The organism is Dietzia alimentaria 72, assembly GCF_000226215.1.
Classification (GTDB): Bacteria; Actinomycetota; Actinomycetes; order Mycobacteriales; family Mycobacteriaceae; genus Dietzia; species Dietzia alimentaria.
In genome coordinates this window covers 1-20,816 of record NZ_AGFF01000010.1, presented here as the reverse complement: position 1 = coordinate 20,816, position 20,816 = coordinate 1, and the positions used below count along the sequence as shown (strand labels likewise).

The 20,816-nt window shown below is 67.7% G+C and carries 20 protein-coding genes and 1 riboswitch; of the genes, 11 read left to right on the top strand and 9 right to left on the bottom strand.

Features of this window, described 5'->3' with window-relative positions; all coding sequences use genetic code 11:
* Positions 1 to 17: 17 nt before the first annotated feature.
* Entirely contained in the window at positions 18 to 596 is a 579-nt protein-coding gene (locus ON04_RS05815) for a class I SAM-dependent methyltransferase (RefSeq protein WP_010540649.1), read from the bottom strand.
* A 168-nt stretch (positions 597 to 764) separates the two neighbouring features.
* Between ON04_RS05815 and ON04_RS05810 the strand changes: the two genes are divergently transcribed.
* Genes ON04_RS05810 through ON04_RS05800 form a run of 3 tightly spaced genes read left to right on the top strand, consistent with a single transcriptional unit; the run spans position 765 to position 3,423 of the window.
* The gene (locus tag ON04_RS05810; RefSeq protein ID WP_010540648.1) at positions 765 to 1,454 is read left to right on the top strand and encodes a PIG-L family deacetylase; all 690 of its coding nucleotides are present in this window, start codon (positions 765 to 767) and stop codon (positions 1,452 to 1,454) included.
* 44 nt (positions 1,455 to 1,498) lie between these two features.
* A complete protein-coding gene (locus ON04_RS05805) occupies positions 1,499 to 2,110 on the top strand; it encodes a class I SAM-dependent methyltransferase (RefSeq protein ID WP_010540647.1) in 612 nt (203 codons plus the stop codon).
* Entirely contained in the window at positions 2,107 to 3,423 is a 1,317-nt protein-coding gene (locus tag ON04_RS05800) for an MFS transporter (protein WP_010540646.1), read from the top strand. Before ON04_RS05805 ends, ON04_RS05800 begins: the two co-directional genes overlap by 4 nt.
* 26 nt (positions 3,424 to 3,449) lie before the next feature.
* Here ON04_RS05800 and ON04_RS05795 read toward each other — a convergent pair whose 3' ends face one another.
* Positions 3,450 to 4,202 (bottom strand): nicotinamide mononucleotide transporter family protein, encoded by a 753-nt coding sequence (locus tag ON04_RS05795; RefSeq protein ID WP_010540645.1) that lies wholly within the window; start codon positions 4,200 to 4,202, stop codon positions 3,450 to 3,452.
* Positions 4,203 to 4,304: 102 nt separating this feature from the next.
* Positions 4,305 to 4,481, bottom strand: a riboswitch (FMN riboswitch).
* A 42-nt stretch (positions 4,482 to 4,523) separates the two neighbouring features.
* Entirely contained in the window at positions 4,524 to 5,024 is a 501-nt protein-coding gene (locus ON04_RS05790; RefSeq protein WP_010540644.1) for a Rieske (2Fe-2S) protein, read from the bottom strand.
* A gap of 62 nt (positions 5,025 to 5,086) precedes the next feature.
* Here ON04_RS05790 and ON04_RS05785 point away from each other — a divergent pair, with 62 nt between their 5' ends.
* Positions 5,087 to 6,247: a pyridoxal phosphate-dependent aminotransferase gene (locus ON04_RS05785; protein WP_010540643.1), complete on the top strand. Its 1,161-nt coding sequence runs from the start codon at positions 5,087 to 5,089 to the stop codon at positions 6,245 to 6,247.
* Here ON04_RS05785 and ON04_RS05780 read toward each other — a convergent pair.
* From ON04_RS05780 to ON04_RS05770, 3 genes are read right to left on the bottom strand one after another with little or no spacing between them, the layout of a single operon-like run.
* Positions 6,244 to 7,209, bottom strand: coding sequence for an NADPH:quinone oxidoreductase family protein (locus ON04_RS05780; protein WP_029457846.1), 966 nt, complete (start codon positions 7,207 to 7,209; stop codon positions 6,244 to 6,246). The two genes, ON04_RS05785 and ON04_RS05780, sit on opposite strands and share 4 nt — an antisense overlap.
* 21 nt (positions 7,210 to 7,230) lie before the next feature.
* On the bottom strand, positions 7,231 to 7,671 hold the full coding sequence (locus ON04_RS05775; protein ID WP_010540641.1) for a hypothetical protein: 441 nt from the start codon (positions 7,669 to 7,671) through the stop codon (positions 7,231 to 7,233).
* Between the two features lie 21 nt (positions 7,672 to 7,692).
* Positions 7,693 to 8,355 carry an NAD(P)H-binding protein gene (locus tag ON04_RS05770; protein ID WP_010540640.1) on the bottom strand — a complete coding sequence of 221 codons (663 nt, stop codon included), beginning with the start codon at positions 8,353 to 8,355 and terminating at the stop codon, positions 7,693 to 7,695.
* Between the two features lie 183 nt (positions 8,356 to 8,538).
* Here ON04_RS05770 and ON04_RS05765 point away from each other — a divergent pair, with 183 nt between their 5' ends.
* Positions 8,539 to 9,792 carry a L,D-transpeptidase gene (locus ON04_RS05765; RefSeq protein WP_010540639.1) on the top strand — a complete coding sequence of 418 codons (1,254 nt, stop codon included), beginning with the start codon at positions 8,539 to 8,541 and terminating at the stop codon, positions 9,790 to 9,792.
* 16 nt (positions 9,793 to 9,808) lie between these two features.
* On the opposite strand, the gene ON04_RS05760 is transcribed toward ON04_RS05765, so the two are convergent.
* The gene (locus ON04_RS05760; RefSeq protein WP_010540638.1) at positions 9,809 to 11,284 is read right to left on the bottom strand and encodes a peptide MFS transporter; all 1,476 of its coding nucleotides are present in this window, start codon (positions 11,282 to 11,284) and stop codon (positions 9,809 to 9,811) included.
* A 230-nt stretch (positions 11,285 to 11,514) separates the two neighbouring features.
* Here ON04_RS05760 and ON04_RS05755 point away from each other — a divergent pair, with 230 nt between their 5' ends.
* Both ON04_RS05755 and ON04_RS05750 read left to right on the top strand, forming a co-directional pair.
* Positions 11,515 to 12,870 (top strand): hemolysin family protein, encoded by a 1,356-nt coding sequence (locus ON04_RS05755; RefSeq protein WP_010540637.1) that lies wholly within the window; start codon positions 11,515 to 11,517, stop codon positions 12,868 to 12,870.
* A 47-nt stretch (positions 12,871 to 12,917) separates the two neighbouring features.
* Positions 12,918 to 13,973, top strand: coding sequence for a CNNM domain-containing protein (locus ON04_RS05750; protein ID WP_029457842.1), 1,056 nt, complete (start codon positions 12,918 to 12,920; stop codon positions 13,971 to 13,973).
* A gap of 51 nt (positions 13,974 to 14,024) precedes the next feature.
* Here the strand turns inward: ON04_RS05750 and ON04_RS05745 are convergent, their stop codons facing one another.
* The gene (locus ON04_RS05745; protein WP_010540635.1) at positions 14,025 to 14,528 is read right to left on the bottom strand and encodes a DUF4112 domain-containing protein; all 504 of its coding nucleotides are present in this window, start codon (positions 14,526 to 14,528) and stop codon (positions 14,025 to 14,027) included.
* A 61-nt stretch (positions 14,529 to 14,589) separates the two neighbouring features.
* On the opposite strand from ON04_RS05745, the gene ON04_RS05740 reads away from it, so the two are divergent.
* From ON04_RS05740 to ON04_RS05730, 3 genes are all read left to right on the top strand, one after another.
* Positions 14,590 to 16,449, top strand: a complete 1,860-nt coding sequence (locus ON04_RS05740) for a penicillin-binding transpeptidase domain-containing protein (protein ID WP_010540634.1) — start codon at positions 14,590 to 14,592, stop codon at positions 16,447 to 16,449.
* Positions 16,450 to 16,472: 23 nt separating this feature from the next.
* Entirely contained in the window at positions 16,473 to 17,372 is a 900-nt protein-coding gene (locus tag ON04_RS05735; RefSeq protein WP_010540633.1) for an SDR family NAD(P)-dependent oxidoreductase, read from the top strand.
* A gap of 70 nt (positions 17,373 to 17,442) precedes the next feature.
* Positions 17,443 to 19,299, top strand: a complete 1,857-nt coding sequence (locus ON04_RS05730) for an acyl-CoA dehydrogenase (RefSeq protein WP_010540632.1) — start codon at positions 17,443 to 17,445, stop codon at positions 19,297 to 19,299.
* Between the two features lie 542 nt (positions 19,300 to 19,841).
* Here ON04_RS05730 and ON04_RS16140 read toward each other — a convergent pair.
* Positions 19,842 to 20,093 (bottom strand): helix-turn-helix domain-containing protein, encoded by a 252-nt coding sequence (locus ON04_RS16140; protein ID WP_081477133.1) that lies wholly within the window; start codon positions 20,091 to 20,093, stop codon positions 19,842 to 19,844.
* A gap of 437 nt (positions 20,094 to 20,530) precedes the next feature.
* Here ON04_RS16140 and ON04_RS05725 point away from each other — a divergent pair, with 437 nt between their 5' ends.
* Positions 20,531 to 20,815, top strand: coding sequence for a hypothetical protein (locus tag ON04_RS05725; protein WP_141564649.1), 285 nt, complete (start codon positions 20,531 to 20,533; stop codon positions 20,813 to 20,815).
* Position 20,816 lies beyond the last annotated feature (1 nt).

The window sequence follows — 20,816 nt, the reverse complement described above, 5'->3', positions numbered from 1 at the left end:
CGACGACGACACGTTGCTTAGCGGAGCCTGGCGGTGCCGGTCATCATCGGCATGAGCGGAACCAACGGCGGAAACGGTCGCGTCCGCAGTCCTGCGACGTCGAAGCCCGCTTCCGCGACCAGTGCCCGAGTGTCCTGGTTCGGTCGGCAGCCACCACCGAAGTGGCCCCACACCGGGGCGATGCGGTCTGCGACCCCGCCCAACGCGCCTTCGGCGCGCACGTGTTCCAGCAGTCGCAGTTCACCTCCCGGGGCCAGCACACGTCGGGCCTCTGCGAGCGCAGCCGACACGTCCGAGACGGTGCAGAGGACCAGACTGAACACCACGGCGTCGGCCTCGCCGTCCGCCAACGGCAGAGACTCCGCGACACCACCGCTCACGTGGGCGGGGACCGGCGCGCCCGCCGCACGCTCGCGGGCCCGGGCACGCAGATGCGGGTCCGGTTCCACTGCCACGACGCGTGTGACCTCGGGCGGATAGTGCTGGAACGTCACCCCGTCGCCCGCACCCACCTCCACCACCGTGCCCTGCAGCCCCGCGACGAGTCGTCTACGCGAATCAGCCAGGCCCAGGCGTCCGAGTACCGAATTCAACACCGGCCAACTGTGCGAGAACAACGTGTTGTACTCAGTGTTTCGGCGTGCATCTCTATCAGTCATTCCCACCCCTGGACTCGGACCCACGGTCGCACGAACACATCGGAACTCCGATACCCTATCGGGTATCAAGCGCCTGCGCGCGGAGCCCGAGGAAGGAACGCCACCATGAGCAGCTCCACGGCTTTGCCCTTCTGGGACCACGTTCTGGCGGTGGTAGCCCACCCTGACGACGAGTCGTTCGGCCTCGGCGCCACGATCTCCGCGTTCGTCGCCTCGGGCGCGACAGTAGATGTTCTGTGCCTGACCCGCGGCGAAGCGTCGACGCTACAGGGGATCGAGGGAGATCTGTCGCGGATTCGCGAGCACGAACTCCGGTCCGCTGGCGATGCGCTCGGTGTTCGGTCCGTTGATCTGCGCTCCCTACCCGACGGCGGTCTGCACGACCTCCCGGAGCCCGTCCTCGACGCCGAGGTCCGACAGTCGGTCGCCGCAACTCGGCCGGACGGGATCATCACTTTTGATACCACTGGAATCAGCGGCCACCCCGACCACCTGGCCGCCACCCACGCCGCCATCCGGGTGGCGGACAGTGACGAACTGCCGGTACTGGCCTGGACTCTGCCCGACGAGATCTGCGGAACACTGGCAGACGAGGGGTTCACCGGATTTCGCGGCAGACCGATGTCGGAGGTGGACGTCATACTGACCGTCGACCGCACCGCCCAACGCGCCGCCGTCGACCGCCACCCCAGCCAGGCGGTCCCCGGAAGCGTCCTGTGGAGGAGACTGGAACTACAAGGCGACACCGAGCACCTGCGCTGGCTCCGCCGCCCGTACGAACAACGCCGCCCGTGAACATTACGAACTCGCAACAACCACCACCGAAAGGACGACCGCCCGTGGACGCCGCCGAATGGAACGCCCGCTACCTCGCGCAGCCCGACGCGTGGGGGACGACCCCGGCCGCGCGGATCGTCTCCGAGGTCACGTCCGCCGAGGACGCGGGACTGACCGTGGGCACAGCCGTCGACCTAGCGTGCGGTGACGGTCGGCACGCACGCTGGCTGGCCGCGCACGGCTGGCAGGTCCGGGCAGTCGACTTCTCCGAGGTGGCGATCGACCAGGCCCGGGCAAAGGACTCCGATGAGGGCCGCAGCGGCAGCGTTGACTGGGTTGTCGGCGACGCCACCTCCTGGACTCCCCCCGGGCAGGTCGACCTGGTGGTGATCGGTTTCCTCCACCCGGAACTCGGGGCCCTCACCGAGGTCCTGCGCAACGCCGGTACCTGGCTACGGCCGGGCGGGCACCTGGTCTACCTGGGCCATGCCGCCGAGAACCTGCGTCGCGGGGTCGGCGGCCCCCAGGACCCGAACCTGCTCCCCGGCGTCACCGATCTCGCGCGAGGGGCAGAGGGCCTCGAGGTGGTCTCGCTGCGGCACGACCTGCGCCCGGCCGGCAAAGCCACCGCCGTAGACGTGCTCCTCCACGCCCGCAGCTGGGCCAGCAGGTGAGCCAGCTGGCGGGAGCCGGGAGCGTCGCCGATACGGAGCACGAGACGATCCAGCGACGGACCCTCATCGTCCTCGTGCTGGGCCAGCTCCTTGCCGGGGCCGGACTCGCCGCCGGAGTCACGGTGGGTGCCCTCCTGGCCGAGGATCTGCTCGGCGGCCCCGGACTGTCGGGCCTGCCGTCGGCGCTGTTCACGGGCGGTTCCGCCATCGCCGCAATCGCAGTCGGCAAACTATCGCAGGCCCACGGACGACGACCCGGCCTGGCCACCGGGTTCGCATTCGGCGCACTCGGCGCCGTGGGAATTGTGCTAGCCACAGCCTTAGAATCGCTCCCGCTGCTGTTTCTCGCGTTTGTCGTCTACGGCTCCGGTACCGCCACCAACCTGCAGGCCCGCTACGCCGGCGCCGACCTCGCGACCGATGCCAACCGCGCCCGGTCACTGTCCTATGTTCTGCTCGGCACCACCGCCGGGGCCGTTGCCGGGCCCAACCTCGTGGGGCCAACCGGCGTGGTCGCCGAGTCTTTAGGCCTGGCTCCGCTCGCCGGGCCGTTCCTCCTGGCCGCCGCGGCCTACGGGGGCGCCGCCCTCGTCATCTTTCTGCTCCTCAGGCCCGATCCCCTGCTCGAAGCGCGCAGGCTGGAGCTCGCGCAGGCGGAAGCGCAGGCCGAAGCGCAGACCGAAGCCGTGGCAACCTCGTCGTCGTCACCGTCCTCGCCCGGCGGCACCGCCGCTCTCGTCGCGCCGCTCCGCGTGTGGAACTCTGACGTGATCACGGGCGTCGTGGTGATGGCGCTGACGCAGTTCGTGATGGTCGGACTTATGACCATGACGCCGGTACACATGCGCGCGCACGACCACGCCGTGACCGTGGTGGGCCTGGTGATCTCGCTGCACGTGGCCGCGATGTTCCTGCCCGCGCCGCTGTCAGGATGGCTGGTGGACAAGTTTGGCACGCGCGTCGTGGCGGTGTCGTCGGGCCTGGTCCTGTTGGCAGCTGGAGTGCTCGCGGCACTGGCCCCGCCGACTTCGACTCCGCTCGTGACCGCCGCGTTGATCCTTCTGGGACTCGGCTGGAGCCTGGGCCTGGTGTCCGGTACGACAGTGCTCACCACCTCTGTGCCGACGTCCGTCCGCGCCACCGTGCAAGGACAGGCCGACGTGGCCGTGGCCCTGTCGGGCGCAGCGGGCGGACTACTGTCGGGCCTGGTGTTCGCGTGGATCGACTTCCGCGGGCTGGGCTTCGCCCTCGGTGCCCTGTCACTCATCGTGGTGGCCGCGGTAGGACCCCGCCGGGTGCGCGCGGAACGCTGACACCCGGCGGCGCCTAACCGACGGAGCTACCCGACAGGCTCATGGTGACGGCCCTCGCGGGTCTGCGACCGTCCGAGCTCGTCCGCGCCGTCATCGGAGGTCAGATCTTCCCGCTCGGACAGGTCCACGCGCCACCACACGGCGAAGCCCCAGACGACAAACGCGGCGTAGACCAGGTACAGCGCGGCGGACGGGTAGTAACCGGCCTTCACCAGGAGCGGAACGCCCACGATGTCGACCGCGATCCACAGCAGCCAGAACTCCGTCCACCCGCGGGCCATTCCGTACGTCGCGAGGATCGAGCCGGTGAAGATCCACGCGTCGGCCCACGGGCCCCACGAGCCGAGTTCGGCGAAGATCCAGCCGAACACGAGCGTGCCGACCAGCATCCCCACCGCGAGTCCCGCGCGCTGGCGGCCCGTGGCCCAGTGCGGATGCACCGCCGCCGTGTCCGCCGCGGCAGCCCCCGGCAGCGCGGCATTGACCCGCTTGTCGTGCGTCCACCGCCACCAGCCGTACACACCCACTGCCAGGAACATGACCTGCCGGCCGGCCTGTCCGTAGAGGTCAACGTCCTGCGGGGTGTGGAAGACGCCACCGAGGAAGACGGTGAGCAGGGTGAGGTTGCCGACGATCCCGACCGGCCACGCCCAGACCACGCGGCGCATGCCGCCGACGGCGGCCGCGAGTCCAAAGACGTTTCCGACGATCTCACGCCACAGGATCGGAACTCCGCCGATCATCAACTGCGCGTCGAGGAATGAGTTGAGAAGGCTCATCGTGTGCCCCTTTCACGGGCTCAACACAGACGGCCCAGGGCTTATGCCACGTCGCCCACTCGGGCCACGGCCGCTGGAGGCCGAGGCGTCGCGCGGGTGGCGCGATGTTCTCTTCCATCCGGACTATGACCGTCGGCCCCGGGATCACACCGGGTCTGCTGACCCCCGCCTGCCCGACCGAGAAGGCCGTGCCTACGGAGCGCTCGCGGGCTCGCCTCCGGTCATGGGACCGATGACATCACCGCCGGTGGGGAGTTTCACCCCGCCCTGAGAACGTGTTCTCATACTTACTCGCGACGGCGGAAGTTCGCAAACCGAGCGTCAGCCGAGGGTGAGTGTGCCACCGGACTCGGTCACAGGGATCACGTCAAGCGGTCGCGGCGCGGGGGCCAGGGTGTTGCGGCCGTCGGTGGCGTCGTACTCGGCGCCGTGGAGCGGGCAGCGCAGACTCAGGTCCTTGACCACCTGGACGGTCCCGCCCTGGTGGGTGCAGCGGGCCGAGAAGGCGACGAACTCACCCTCGGTCGGCTGCGCCACGATCACCGTGTCGCCACCGGCCTTGAACTGCTTGGCCGTACCCACCGGGACCTCGGCGGCAGGGATCGACGTCTCCTCGACGGTGGTGGTCTGTTGAACCGTCGACACCGGCTGGGCCGGCTGGGTGATCCCGCATGCCGAGACGATTCCTGGCAGCAGGACGATACCGGGCAGCGCGGCCAAAACGGTGCGTCGCTGCATACACGGCCCGACCGTGGCTGCGCGGGCCCCGGCCGAGGAGACGGACTGAGCGGCGGACTGGGTGGCGGCGAGGTGCTCGGTCATGCCGCCCATCGTATCGCCCGCGGCGGGAGCGCTGTGCTTTCCAAGAACTAGGCTGGGCGACCATGACGGTCCGCAGACTCGCCCCGCACGCCACGACCATCTTCTCCGAGGTCTCCCGCCTCGCCGCACGGCACGACGCGATCAACCTGGGGCAGGGCTTTCCCGACACGGACGGGCCTGAGTCGATGATCGAGGCGGCTGCCCGAGCGATGCGGGACGGTCACAACCAGTACCCGCCGGCCGCCGGTGTCGCCGAGCTGCGGCAGGCGGTCGTCGATCTCGAACTGGCCAGCACCGGCCTCGTCCGCGACCCGGACACCGAGGTGCTGGTCACCGTGGGTGCGACCGAGGCCATCGCCGGCGCGGTGGTGGGTTTGGTGGAGCCCGACGACGAGGTGGTCGTGATCGAGCCGTACTACGACTCCTACGCCGCCACCGTCGCAATGGCCGGGGCCACCCGTCGCGCGGCGCGGATGGTGCGCGTGGGCGATCGATTCCGACTGGACGTGGAGTCGTTGCGAGCCGCGTTCTCCCCGCGGACGCGTGCCGTGCTGGTCAACACGCCGCACAACCCCACCGGGGCCGTCCTGCCGCGCGAGGACCTGGAGGAGATCGCTGCCCTGTGCCACCACTTCGACACCATCGCCATCTCCGACGAGGTGTACGAGCATCTGACCTATGACGGGGTCGAGCACGTCTCCATCGCGACGCTGCCCGGGATGGCTGAGCGGACACTGCGCATCTCCAGCGCCGGGAAGATGCTCAACTGCACCGGATGGAAGGTCGGCTGGCTCACCGGGCCCGCGGACCTGGTGGCTGGAGCGCGCACCGCGAAGCAGTACATGAGTTTCACGGGCGCGACGCCCCTGCAGATGGGGGTCGCGCACGCACTGCGCCACGAACAGGAGTGGATCATGACGCTGCGGACCGGCATGCAGGATCAGCGGGACCGGCTGGCGAACATCCTCACGGGCGTCGGGTTCGACCTCGTCGTCGGGCAGGGCACTTACTTCCTGACCGCCGACCCGCGCCCGCTCGGGGTGACCGACGCGGCGGCCTGGTGCCTGGACCTGCCGGAGCGACTGGGCGTGGCAGCCGTGCCGTTCGCGCCGTTCACCGACATCTTTGCCGACGACTGGTCCCACCTGGTGCGGTTCGCGTTCTGCAAGCGCCCCGATGTGCTCGATGAGGCCGGAAGGCGGATGCGGACGCTACACGCCTAGCGACCGTGGGTCAGCACGATCTTGCCCACGGCGCCGCGACCGTCCATGAGATTGAGCGCGTCGGCGGCCTCCTCGAGCGGATACTCGACGCCGACCAGCGGGTCGAGCTTGCCGGCGGCCAGCAACGGCTCGACCTCGGCCCACTGTTTCTGAAGGTAACCGGGGTTGGTCATCCAGTACTCGCCCCAGCCCACGCCCACGGCGCTCTTGTTGCCCAGCAGGAGGCGGTTGACCTTGACGGTGGGGATGTCGCCGGCGGTGAAACCGATCACGAGGATGCGGCCCTCCTGCCCGAGGGCCCGGATGGAGTCGGTGAACCGGTCACCGCCCACGGGGTCGACGACGATGTCGACACCCTTCCCGTCCGTGAGCTCCTTGACGGTGTCCTTGAATCCCTCGGGCGCGATCGCGTCCGACGCGCCGGCCTTCAGTGCTAGCGCACGCTTGGCCTCCGTGGAGGCCACCGCGATCACCCGGGCGCCCATCGCGGTGGCGAACTGCGTGGCGGCGATACCGATTCCGCCGCCCGCACCGTGGACGAGCACGGTCTCTCCCGCCTGCAACCGACCGCGGTGAGCCAGTGCAAAATGCGCGGTCAGCACGTTCATGGGGATCGAGGCACCCTGCGCGAAGGACATCGCGTCGGGCAGATGGAACACCTGCGAGGGCTCGGTGGAGACCACGTCGGCGAACCCGCCGAGGCCGGGGAACGCGCAGACGCGGTCGCCGGCTGCGAAGCCCGACCCTTCCGGGGCCGAGCGGACCACACCGGCGACCTCGGAGCCCGGCACGAAGGGGAGCGACGGCGAGATCTGGTATTTACCGCGGGTCTGGAGCACTTCTGGGAACGTCACCCCGGATGCGTGGACATCGATCAGAACGGCGCCCGGCTCGGGCTCGGGGATGTCGACCACCTCGAGGGCGTCGGGTCCGTCATGGCTGGAGATATGGATGGCGCGCATGCAGTCCATAGTGTCAGCTCATCAACGCGCCCGGGCCACCTCGGCGTGACGTTGATGCCGCCGACGCCTGAGTAGATGCAGCGCCAGCCCCAGGGCCACCATCACCTGGCCGATCTGGAACGCCAACGCCATCACGATGAACTGACGACCGTACGCGGTGGGCAGCACCAAAACGAGAGCGCAGATGACGAGCAGGGTGACCGTGAGGATCTGCCCGCCCGCCAGGAAACGCCGCGGCCACGTGGTGACCTCCCGCCGGAACAGCATGAGGATCGAATTGAGCGCGGTCAACATGCACACCGGGACGCCGATCTGCGCCGGGAACAGGAACAAGACAGCGAACGGCCACATGTTCGGGCTGCGCGTGACCGTTCCTGTGACCAGGTACTGCGGCACGCTCCACAGGGCGGTGAGCAGTGCGCACACCACCGTGATCCACGAGCCACCGACCAGGATCCTCACCCGTGCAGGATAACCCCCGCATCACTGCCTGGTGAGAGCCTCTCCAATCGGGGTGTCTCCGTCCGAGAATTCTAGGGTCCGACAGACGGTGTCGGGGCGACGGAGCACCGCCGCGATCACCTCGGCCACCGTGTCGCGACTGGTGGCACGGTCCTCGCGCTTGCTCTCGCCCACCCCGACCGACTCGCCACCAGGCTCATCGGTGAGCTTCCCGGGGCCGAGAATCGTCCACTTCAGCTCGGTCTCACGCAGGTGGGCGTCTGCGGCGGCCTTGGCCTCGGCGTACGGGAAGAAGGAGCTGTCCTCCGGAACACCATGATCCGGCCCGGCCCCGTCGTACGACACCATCACGTACCGCTCGACGCCCTCGGTGACGCACGCGTCCATCGAGCGGATGGCGGCGTCGCGGTCCACCGCATAGGTGCGGTCAGGGTCTCCACCGCCGGCGCCGGCCGACCAGACCACCGAGCCACTGCCGCGCACGAGTTCGCGGAACTCGTCGTCGTCGAGACTTTCCACGTCCGCCACCACCGGCGTCGCGCCGGCCGCACGGACGGCGTCGGACTGCTCGGGGGAGCGGATCACCGAGAACACGTCCGCGTCCGCACCCGACAGGATTCGCGTGGCACGAAGAGCGACCTTGCCGTGCCCGCCGATGATCGTCACTGGAAGCTCGATACCCATGCCCACCGTTTTACCCGCCAGCCCCGGGTCGTGGGTGCGAGATGGGGGTTCCGCGGTCACAACTCCGCAACGAGGCCCTCGCCGCGGCGTTGCGATTTAGTCGATTGTCGGACCCGACGTGCATGATGTGCACATACGCCGGTAGTCGCCGGCCAGTCTCGCGTATTTCTTCCGGAGTCACCCATGCTTGTATCCAGGTCCAGAGCCACCGCCCGCCCGGCTGCGCTGGTCCCCCTCGCCGTCCTCACCAGCTTCTTCGCGCTGCTGCTCGTGATTGCCGGCTGCACTATCCCCGTGCCCACCGGCTCCGCCGGTGAGACGACTCCCGTGGAGACCACCGAGGCGCCCGCACCCGCCTCCCTCCGGGTGACCCCGCAGGACAAGGCCACCGACGTCGCCGTGTTGGACGGGGTCCACGCACGCGTCGAGAACGGCACCATCAGCGACATCACGCTCACCAATGACGCGGGCAAGGAGATCGAGGGCGAGTTGTCGCGCGACGGCTCCGAATGGAAGCCCGCCGTCACCCTGGGTTACGGACGCACCTACACCCTTGAGATCACCTACGAGGGAGCGGTCGGCGGACCCAGGACCGACAAGCGCAGCTTCACCATGGCGCAGCCGCAGTCCATCGTCACACCCACGCTCGCCTCCTCCGGCGGCGGTGCGCTCGAGTCCGGCCGCGAGTACGGCGTGGGCATCATCGTGGCCGCCCGGTTCGACCAGCCGATCACCGACCATGACAAGGCCGAGGAGCACATGGTGGTCACCACGACCCCCGAGGTCGAGGGCAACTGGTTCTGGCTCAACGATTCAACCGCGCACTGGCGGCCTCGCGACTACTACGAGCCCGGCACCCGCGTGCGCGTGAACCTCGACACCGAGGGGCGCGAACTCGGCGACGGCCAATGGGGCGGCGAGAACGCCGAGGCGGACTTCACGATCGGTGAGCGTCGGGTCGCGATCGCCGACGACGCCACCAAGACCGTCTCGGTGTTCCACAACCAGAAGCTGGTCAAGACCATGCCGACCTCCATGGGTAAGGGCGGCTGGGCCACCTACGGCAACGTGAGCATGCATTTTTGGACCCAGCCGGGTAACTACACCGTGCTCGATAAGGCCAGTTCGGTGAGGATGGATTCCACCACCTACGGGCTTCCCTTGTCCGCCGGTTACCAGGTGACCGTCGACCACGGTGTGCGGCTGACCAATGACGGCATCTACTTCCACGCCCTCGAGTCGTCCATGTGGGCGCAGGGCAACACCAACATCTCCCACGGTTGCCTCAACCTGTCACCGACGGACGCAAAGTGGTACTTCGACCAGGCCGTCGCCGGCGACGTGGTGGAGGTCAGGGGCACCGGCGGGCCGGACCTCGAGGTGTGGCAGAGCGGCGACTGGTCCGTGCCCTGGGAAAAATGGCAGTCGGGCTCCTGAGCTCAGCCGGGCCGCGTCAGCGCACACCCATCATGTTCTTCTTGATCCACGGCGACAGGGCGGCAATCACGCACGCGACCGCGATCGAGGCGATGCCCAGGCTCAGGAAGTACGAGCGCTCGGCGCCGGCGTCATCGGGGTTGTAGTACCCCGCCAGGACACCGGACAGGGCGCTACCGATCGAGACCGTAAGGAAGAACAGCGCCACCATCTGCGTCTTGAACGCCTCCGGGGCGAGCTTGGTGACCAGCGACTGCCCGACGGGCGACAGAAGCAACTCTGCCATGGTGAACAGGAACAGGATGCCCACGATCCCCAGCAGCGGGGTGGCAACGTTGCCCACGAAGAGCAGGAACACGAGGTAGGCCCCGCCCATGATGAGGTTGGCCAGCGCGAACTTCATCGGGGTGGAGGGCTGACGGTCGCCCAGCTTGACCCACAGGGTGGCAAAGACTGCGGCAAAGATGATGATGAACAGCGGGTTGATCGACTGCACCCAGCTTGCGGGCATCTCCCAGCCACCGATGTTTCGGTCCAGACGCTGATCCGAATAGATCGCGATCACAGTGAACTGCTGCTGGAACAAGGCCCAGAACATCACAGACGCCACGAACATCGGGATGAACGAGATGACGCGGCGACGCTCGTCCGCCTGGGTCTTGGAGCTGCCGAGCAGGATCGCGAACAGTGCGATGGCGCCCACCACGGCAATGCCGGTGACAATGCTCGCAAGTGACTCGAGCGGGATGAGGCCGGTGGCGATGGCAGCCACCACGAGCACCACCACGAGAGCGCCGACACCCAGGTAGGGCAGGCGCTGCGGGCGGGGCAGTGGGTTAGGGACGGTCACGCCGACGCCCTTGAGGGTCGAGCCCCGCATGATGACGTACTGGACGAGCCCGACCGCCATACCGGCAGCGGCCGCGCCGAAGCCCCAGTGGAAGCCGTACGCGTTCCACAGGGCGCCCGTGACGAACGGGCCGAGCAGCCCGCCGATGTTCACAGCCATGTAGTAGATCGAGAACGCGGCGTCGCGCCTGTCGTCCGTCCGGCGATACATGTCACCAACGACCGTCGAGGTGGTGGCTTTGAGCGTGCCTGCGCCGACGGCCACCAGGACGAGGCCGAGACCCAGACCGATCTCGCTGGGTACGAGTGCCAGCGAGAGATGGCCCAGCATGATCATCACGGCCGCGCCGAACAGGGTGCGCTCGGCGCCGAAGATCCGGTCGGAGACCCACCCGCCGAGGATGGCGGACGCGTAGACCAGGCCGCCGTAGGCGCCGACGATCGAGGTGGCGATCTGCTCGGAGTAGCCGAGACCGCCCTCACCGACCGCGTAGTAGATGTAGTAGGCCAAAATGCCCTGCATGCCATAGAAGCTGAACCGCTCCCACAGCTCGATGCCGGATAGGTTGGCCAAGCCGAGGGGATGGCCGAAGAACCTGCGGTCCGTATCGGCGAGCGCGACCTCGGCGTCTCGAGTCGTCATGTCAGACAGTGATACTCCAACCAGCCCTTCTCGCCAAACCACCACCCCGCTGACGACTCCCCACCGGGCAGAAAGTCGACATGCGGGCGTCAAGACGGAACAATCGGGGGTCACCCCGGATGACAGTTCGGGGAACCGCTTTCCGACCCACGCGCAGGAGCACCTCCAGTGAGCCGAGCCGACACCCCGGCCCGATCTATCAGCCCCCTTCGCCGAAGGGGGGAAACAGGATGAGCATCGCACTCTCACTACTGCTCGGCGTCATCGTGATCCTGGCGATCACCGCGCTCACGGGCTATTTCGTCGCCCAGGAGTTCGCCTTCATGGCCGTCGACCGCTCCCGCATCGGAGCAGCCGCGGAGAAGGGCGACCCGGTCGCAGAGCGGGTTCTCACGGTCACCAAACGCACGTCATTCATGCTCTCGGGCGCGCAGCTCGGCATCACCATCACCACGCTGATCGTCGGTTATGTGGCGGAGCCACTCGTCGGCCGGTCGCTCGGCGAATTGTTGGGGAAGGCGTCGGTCCCACAGGGGATCGGCGTGGCCGTGGGCACGGTGCTGGCACTGCTGTTCTCCACGGTCGTGCAGATGATTTTTGGCGAACTCGTGCCCAAGAACCTGGCGATCGCCAAGCCGGAGCCCGTCGCCCGCTGGCTGGCGCGCTCCACCAGCATCTATCTGGCGATGTTCGGCTGGCTCATCGGACTGTTCGACAAGGCGTCCGCATCCCTGCTCAGGGCGGTGGGGATCGAGCCGGTGCACGACAAGGAGCATTCGGCCACGGCCCGGGACCTCGAGCACATCGTGGCGGAGTCGAGTGAGAACGGGGAGTTGTCCCCGGAACTGAGCAGCCTGCTGGACCGGATGTTGGACTTCCCGGGTCAGACGGCCGAGCACGCCATGATCCCGCGCTCGCGGACCGACGTGGTGCGGGCGGAGGACTCGGTGTCCGAGGTGGTGGCCAAGATGGCGACCGGTCACACGCGGTACCCGGTGGTCGGCCAGGACACAGACGACGTGGTGGGAGTGGTGGATCTCCACGACCTGTTGACCGCCGACCACGACGAGGCCGATCTCACAGCCGTGTCGACGCGTATGCGGGCTCCCCTGATCGTGCCCGACTCGCTGCCGCTCCCGGAGGTCGCGGGTCGTCTGAGTTCCGAGTGTGCCGAGATGGCGGTGGTCGTGGACGAGTACGGCGGCTTCGCCGGCGTGGTGACGATGGAGGACATGGCCGAGGAGATCGTGGGCGAGATCGCCGACGAGCACGATCCGGAGCTGGTCTCCGACGCACCGATCCGGCTGGGTCTGGGCTGGCTGCTGGCCGGTGAGACCCACCTGGACGAGGTGGAGCGGCTTCTCGACATCACCCTGCCCGAGGTCGACGCCGAAACGCTGGGCGGTCTGGTGATCGCCACCTCGGGTGACCTGCCCGACGTAGGCGACCGTGTGGACATCCGCCTGCCGGACACGGATGTGCTGGAAGAGTTCTCCCCCGAGCGGATCCTGCGGACCGAAGTGCGGCGCATCGAGCGTCGGGTCCCGGCCCATCTGTATGTGAGGGTCGAGGAGGCCCAACGATGACCGATCACCCCGTAGTCCTCCTCGCCGCCGACGCCCCCAGCGGGATCATGAGCAACCCGCTGTTCGTGCTGGCTGTCACCACGGCGTTGATCGCGGCGTCCGCATTCTTTGTGGCCGTGGAGTTCTCGCTGATCTCCGCGCGACGCCACCGCTTGGAGGACGCCGCCGCCACGTCCGTCGCGGCCCGTGCGGCCCTGCGAAATGCCTCCGAGCTGACCCTGCTGCTCGCGGGGGCACAGCTCGGCATCACGCTGTGTGCGCTCGCCCTGGGTTCGGTCACCAAACCAGCGGTGCATCACTGGCTCACGCCGGTGTTCTCCGGCTGGGGCCTGCCTCTGTGGACGGCCGACGTGATCGCGTTCATCCTGGCTCTGATTCTCGTTACGTTCCTGCACCTGGTGGTGGGCGAAATGGCCCCCAAATCATGGTCCATCACCCACCCGGAATACTCCGCCACCCTGCTGGCCCTGCCGATGCGGGGGTTCCTGTGGCTCACCCGCCCGCTACTGCTCCTGCTCAACTCCTCCGCCAACCGCATCCTGCACCGCTTGGGGGTCGAGGCCGTCGACGAGGTGTCGGCCGGCCAGGACGCCGACTCGCTGCGCGAACTGGTCCGTCACTCCGGCGAGGCCGGCACTCTCGACGATTCCCAACACCGCCAGCTGCTCAACGCGTTGGAGCTACAGGAGCTCACCGTGGGGGACCTGCTCGGCGAGCGCGGCGTGGACCAACCCGCGAAGCCCGACGAGATGTCGTCAGTGAACGTGAACGCCAGCCCGGAGGAAATTCGCGAGATGGCCCGCCGAACCGGGCACCTGCGCCTTCTCGTGGTGGACGACTCCCGCGTGGTGGGAGTGATCCACGCCCGCGACGCGCTGGTCACGGAACCGGGCGCCACGGCGCGACAGCTCATGCGACCCAAGCTGTCCCTCGAGCACGACCTGTCCGTGGCCGATGCGTTCCGCAGGATGCGCGAGGCGAGGGCGCACCTCGTCGTCGTCGAACGGTCCGGTGACCAGCCCGGCACCGACGCGAGCGAGGTCCGCGGCGTCCTCACGCTTGACGACGTGGTGCGGCGACTCCTCCCCGCCACGTCGGACTGACCAGCGCGGGACCGGTGGGCACGGCGGACTAGGACGGCTCGGCGGTGCGGTTCAAAAGAGCCCGATGAGCTTGAGCAGGCCCCACAGCGCCAGCACCGCCATGCCAATCAGGACCAGCAGCATCAACGCGACCGCGGAGACCGCCCGCAACAGGTAACCGCGCGCGTTGGTGTCGACGCGTTTGCCGTCGACTATGGTGCGCTCGACCAGACGCAGGTTTTTGGAGGTGGCCTTATGCGCGGCATCGGCTACATCGCCCACGAACGGGACCGCCCCGATGATCGCGTCGACCAGGTAGTTCCAGCCCATCCGGAACAGGATGTGGACCGGCACCCGGTTGCGGATGGCCTCGGTGAACACCGCCGCCGCGAACACGGTGGCCACGGCGTCACCGACAACCGGCACCAAACCCAGCACCGGATCCAGACCCACTCGGAAGCGCGTACCGGGGATGCGCACGAGATCGTCGAGGACCCTCGCCAGCCCGGTTGTCAACGGCGACGCGCCGGTGCGGGCGGTCGGGTCCACGACGGGGTCGGTGCGTTCGACGCTCATGAGCGTGAGCCTACGGACGCTTCGCGCAGCGGCGCGGGGCGAATTCTGGTTTCGTGGGGTGATGACCACGCATACCCGTCGAAGGAAGCGCCCGTCCGTCGGCATCGCGGCGGTGGCCCTCGCCGTCGTCGTGACTGGTTCGGGCTGCGCCGCCCTCACCGGCGACACCGGCTCCGACGAGCTCCAACAGTTCCTGTCGGCGCTCGAGGACGGCGACCTGGCGGGTGCAGCCGCGCTCACCACCGACCCCGCGGCCGCCGAGCGGGCACTGACCGCGAGCATCGACCAGATGCCGCGGCCCACGCTCAGCGCGGACACCCCCGACGGCGACCGCCGACCCGATTCCGACCCTGTGACGGTGGCGATCACCTGGGACTTCGGTGCAGCCGGCGACGAGGATGAGCCCGATTCCGCCACGCGCAGCATCACCACCGCCGGCGAAGCCCGGACCACCAAGGTCGACGACCAGTGGAAGGTCGAGTGGGCGCCGACGATCCTCGACACCCGACTAGAACCCGGGGGTCAACTGGCGTTCACGACGGTGGCGGATTACGACACGGACATCCTCGACCGGACCGGCACCCCACTCATGCAGTGGACCCCTGTGACAGTGGTGACGTTGGCCCCGGACGCCGCCGGCTCAGCGGACGCGGTCGCGGGACTGGTGAACGCCGCGGCGCCCACGATCACCGGACAGACCATCCGCGAGGGCATGGCCGAATCCGCTGAGCAGCCGTATCAGGTGGTGGCTCTACGGCCGAGCGACGCCGATCCCCTCCGCGAGCAGCTCGCTGCGGTGCCGGGTGTGACTCTTCCGGAGCAGGGGCAACTCATCCGCACCGATCGAGATCTGACCTCGCCCGTGCTCGACGGCCTCCCCAACGCATGGACCCAGGAACTCGATGCCTCGGGTGGCTGGTCGGCGGAGATCGTCAACCCGGGCGCGGAGCCGATCGAACTCGGGGGCGCACCCTTCGGCGAGGTCGACGACCTGGTGTCGACGCTGCAGATCTCGATGCAGCAGCAGGCGCAGCGTGCCGTGGACAGCTCCGGGCTGGCGGCGTCGATCGTGGCGATCCAGCCGTCGACCGGCGGCGTGCTGGCGGTGGCCCAGAATTCAGCCGCGGATGCGCAGGGCCCGGTGTCGATGCAGGGCAGGTTCCCGCCGGGCTCGACGTTCAAGGTGGTCACCACGGGTGCCGCGCTCCAATCCGGGGTGGTGGGGTCGGACGAGATAGTGCCGTGCCCGGCCTCGATCACCGTCTCCGGGCGGACCATCCCCAACGACGACGACTTCGCGCTGGGCGACGTGCCGCTGGAGACCGCCTTCGCACGGTCGTGCAACACCAGCCAGGCCGTGATCAGCGACCGGTTGGCCCCGGAGGCGATGCGCGACACCGCCAGACAGCTCGGCCTGGGCGTGGGCTTCTTCGCCCCCGGACTAGGCCCGGATCTGTTCACCGGTTCGGTGCCCGTCACCGAGCGGGGACCGGGACGCGTGGAGGCCGCGATCGGGCAGGGCGAGGTGCTGGCCAGCCCGTTCGGCATGGCGGTGATGCAGGCATCGCTCGCCAACAACGGACAGATGATCACCCCGCACCTGCTGCGTGGAATGCCCGGGACTGCCAACGACTCGCCCGAACCGTTGCCGCCGGAGGTGGTGGACACCCTGCGGCGCTACATGGTGCAGACGGTGCAATCGGGAACCGCGACGGCCGCGCGCTCGATCCCCGGGTTGGGGGGCAAAACCGGGACCGCGGAGGTGGGCTCTGGTCCCGCACACGGCTGGTTTGTGGGCTCGACCGGCGACATCGCGGTGGCCGTGCTCATCGAGGGGGCTGACTCGTCGGGGCCGGCGGTGACGATGGCGGCCGATTTCCTGTCCGGCGCCGGGCAGCCCGCACCGTTCACCCAGCGATAGCGGATGAGCGGTAGTTTCTGTTCATGCGCCTGCCCAGCAACCCGCTGTCCGATCTCCGACTGTCGGGGCTGCCCCTGCCCGGCCTGAGGCGGCTGCCCTTCGGACAGCCCCCCTCCCCCGACGATGCCAACCGCCGTGTCCTGGTGACAGGCGGGGCCTCCGGCCTCGGGCTGGCGCTGGCTACCGCGTTCCTCGAGCGCGGTGACCGGGTGATCGTTGCCGACCTCGCCCCCACCGACGCCCGCCCGGCCTCCGTTCCCGAGGACGCCCGCTACCTTCGGCTCGATGTGCGCTCGGAGGGTGAGTGGACGGCGGTCCGCGAGCAGATCGAGAAGATCTGGGGCGGCCTCGACGTGCTGGTCAACAATGCAGGTATCGCGCAGGGCGGTCGGATCGAGATGCTCACCGAGGAGGACTGGAAACAGATCATCGACATCAACGTGCTGGGCGTGACCCGCGGCTGCCGCACGTTCGTGCCGATGCTCAAGGCCCAGGGCCGTGGCTACATCGTCAACACCGCCTCGCTCGCCGGGCTGGTCCACCCGCCCGCGATGTCGTCGTATACGGCGGTCAAAGCCGCGGTAGTGGCGATCTCGGAGTCGATCCGCTGGGAACTGCAGCCGTTCGGCACCGATGTCTCGGTGGTCTGCCCGTCGTTCTTCCGCACCAATCTGGCCTCGAGCCTCAACTCGTCTGATCCCGCGGCTTATGAGTTCGCGTCCAAGCTGATCGACCGGGCGGAGCGCACCGCGGACGAGATCGCCGCCGAGGTGCTGACCGCTCTCGATGCCCGCGAGTTCCTGATCCTCCCCGATCCCGATGCCCGGAAGGCCTACCGTGGCAAGCGGTTCCTGCCTGCGGCGTACGCCAAAACGATGCTCGGGATGGGGCAGAAGTTCGCGCAGTCCACCACCCGGGGCTGACCGGCGAGCTGACCGGCCGGGCTGGTTGATCGAGCGAACCGGATAAGCGCTCGCGAGTACCCTGCGGTGCATGGCCCCCTCGCATCTGCTCTCCCGCGCCGACCTCGACTTCCTCCTCCACGACTGGCTGCGCGTCTCGGAGCTATGCCACCGTGAGCGCTACGCGGACCATTCCAGGGAGACCATCGACTCGGTTCTCGACCTGTCCGCCGAGCTGGCCGAGAAGCACTTCGCTCCCCACAACCGCAAGGCCGACCTCAACGAACCCACGCTGGTCGGCGAGGAGGTGGAGCTCATCCCAGAGATCGGCGAGGCGCTACGCCGGTTTGCCGACGCCGACCTCGTGGGCGCGGCCATGGACCAGCGGGTCGGCGGAATGCAGCTGCCATACACCGCGTACCTGGCGTGCATGGCCTGGTTCTACGCCGCCAACATCTCCACGGCCGCGTACCCGTTGCTCACCACCGGCAATGCGAATCTGCTGATCACTCACGGCAGCGACGAGCAGATCGAGCGGTACGTCAAGCCGATGGTCGAGGGCCGCTTCACCGGGACCATGTGCCTCTCCGAGCCTCAGGCCGGGTCCAATCTGGCGGATATCACTACGCGCGCCGAGCCCCAGGACGACGGCACGTTCCGACTGTTCGGGCAGAAGATGTGGATCTCCGGTGGCGAGCATCAGATGAGCGAGAACATCGTCCACCTGGTCCTGGCCAAGGTTCCCGGTTCGCCGGCCGGCACACGCGGGATCAGCCTGTTCGTGGTCCCGAAGTTCCTGGTAAACCCCGACGGCTCGCTCGGGGAGCGCAACGACATCGTGATCACCGGACTCAACCACAAGATGGGGTTCCGCGGCACGGTCAACACCATGCCGACCCTGGGCCAGGGCCTGCACACCCCCGGCGGGCAGGCGGGCGCGGTGGGATACCTGGTGGGCGAGGAGAACACCGGACTCAAGAAGATGTTCACCATGATGAACGAGGCCCGCCTCGGAGTGGGCCTGGGTGCCACGGCGCTGGGGTATACGGGATACCTCAAGTCGTTGGACTACGCGCGGGGCCGTCCGCAGGGCCGTCCGGTGGGCGCTGATCCGGCGTCACCCCAGGTCACACTGACCGGTCATGCGGATGTGCGGCGCATGCTGTTAGCCCAGAAGTCCTACGTGGAGGGCGCGTTGGCGTTGGGCCTGTACTGCGCAAGGCTGGTCGACGACGAGAAGACCGGATCGCCGGAGGAGGCCGCGGCCGCTTCGGTGGTGCTGGATGTGCTCACGCCGATCGCCAAGTCCTGGCCTTCGCAGTGGTGCCTCAAAGCCAACGAGCTGGCCGTGCAGGTGCTCGGCGGGGCCGGATACACGATCGATTACGACGTGGAACAGCACTATCGGGACAACCGCCTCAACCCGATTCACGAGGGCACCCACGGGATCCAAGGTCAGGACCTGCTGGGTCGCAAGGTGCTGGCCGGGGGCGGGGCCGGGCTGGTCGCTCTCACCGCGTTGATCACTGACACCTGCGACAGGGCCGCGGCGTCCGGCGGTTCCGTCGCGGAGTTGGCCGAGTTGCTGCGCCCGCGGGTCACTCGGCTCATCGAGGTCACCACCGCCCTCGCCGAGCTGGGGGCGAGCGATCCGGAGGCGTTCCTCGCCGACGCCACCGAATACCTCGAAGCCACCGGGCACGTCGTGATCGCCTGGATATGGCTCGAGCAGGTATTGGCGCTGGGGACGCGCACCGGAGACGAGTCCGACGCGTTCGCCGCCGGAAAACTCCAGGCCGCGACTTACTTCCTGCGCCGTGAACTGCCGATCGTCGACGCCAAGTTCGACCTGCTGGCAGCCGGGGACCGCACGACGCTCGATATGCGAGACGACTGGTTCGCAGGTTATCTAGAGGTCAATTCGAGGTCGAGGCGTTCTGACCTTTAGTTTTCGTGCTCCGTGCGAATAGGAGAACGGTTGTTGCGGATGGCGCGTATGGGTCTGGTGTCAAGCGGCGAATCGAATTCCCAGCTCACGAGGGTCGGACTTGGCTCTCTCTTCCCTACATGCGGAAGCCAGCTCACAGTGGGATCGGCGGGCGAAGGCCTGTTCGCCTACCCGGAACCGGTCGTTGCTTCGTGATGCGCTACTAGTAGTGCATTGCGGGCGCTGGGCCTGCGACCGAGGTGAGGGCGTGAACATGGGCGGGGACGTTGTGCGGAAGAATTTCAACTGGCCAGCTGAGGATGTGGAACTCCTGGCGGACAGAAGGCTTTCTTGGCACCTTGGGTCGCCGTCAAGAATGAGAGACCTCGGAGGAATCGCCAGCATGAATTCATTTGTTCTTTGTCTAATTAAAGTAGCGATAGAAGCTATAGAAGAGCCGGCGCGCTCTGACCGCCTTTGGGAATTGCTTCTCGAGAATCGAAGCGCGGGTGCGCGGATTCGATAGCCTGCCTGCCCTTCGCCAGGAGGGGTGTCGGAGCTCCTTAGTGGAGAAGGTCGCCGGGAGGGACGCCTAGGACCTCGGCAATGTCGAAAAGGCGCTCGAACAGCAAACCGCGACGCCCATGCTCTACCTGAATCAAAACGTTGCGCGTCACCCCTGACTCTAGGGCGAGCGATTCTTGCGTTAGCTCTCGCTGCAGCCTCAGGGAGCGAATGTTGGCGCCAACGCGCTCTCGGTGGGAAGCCCACGCAGCTGCCCGTTCGGGGTCGGTTTGGTTGGGTCTGGTGGGCACCCTTAAGAATCCGGCCAGCTAGGCGTATAAGTCTGCCCTACTAGTAGGTCATAGCGGGCGGTAGGGCACCAGGAGAAGCCGTCGAGAGATCGGAAACGAGGCCCTCCGGCTTTGGCTCGATGCCAATCCGGAGCCAGTTTGACGGTTAGCGGATCACAGCCGCCGGAGCAGCCAAGCTGCTGTGCCCACCTCTGGGAAGAGACCATGCGCCTAGGGCCGACGCATCGTTTCACCATCGACGCAATGACTGTAGAGGCGCACCTATAGATGCGATCTCGGATCCCATCACGGGGGTATTGCGCGTCGAGTTCAGTTACCGAGGAACGGTGGCCTGGGGCCTGCCCAAAATTGCCAGAAGCCAGTCCCAGACCGACGCCGAAACCGTCGGGAACGTCATACGGCTGCACGGCGACTTGCTCGGGGTGACAATGGCACTCATGGACACGCCACAGGCGCCCGATGGTTCAGGGGGCATCGAGCGTGAACGTGTTCTGGACTCGAAGATCGGGCCGTTCTGCACCCCCGCTTCGATGGCCGAGGTCTTGGATATTTCGCTGTCAGAGACCATGCGCAGGCTTGAGGCAGGGGAAGTGCTGGGCGCCCAGCTGGAAGACGGTGTGTGGGTGTGTCCTACATGGCAGCTCACGAACAGTCAGGTCCGTCCCGAATTTCTATGTCTGTGGAGGGAGTTGCTCACGCGCGCTCCCTATCCGCCAGACTGAG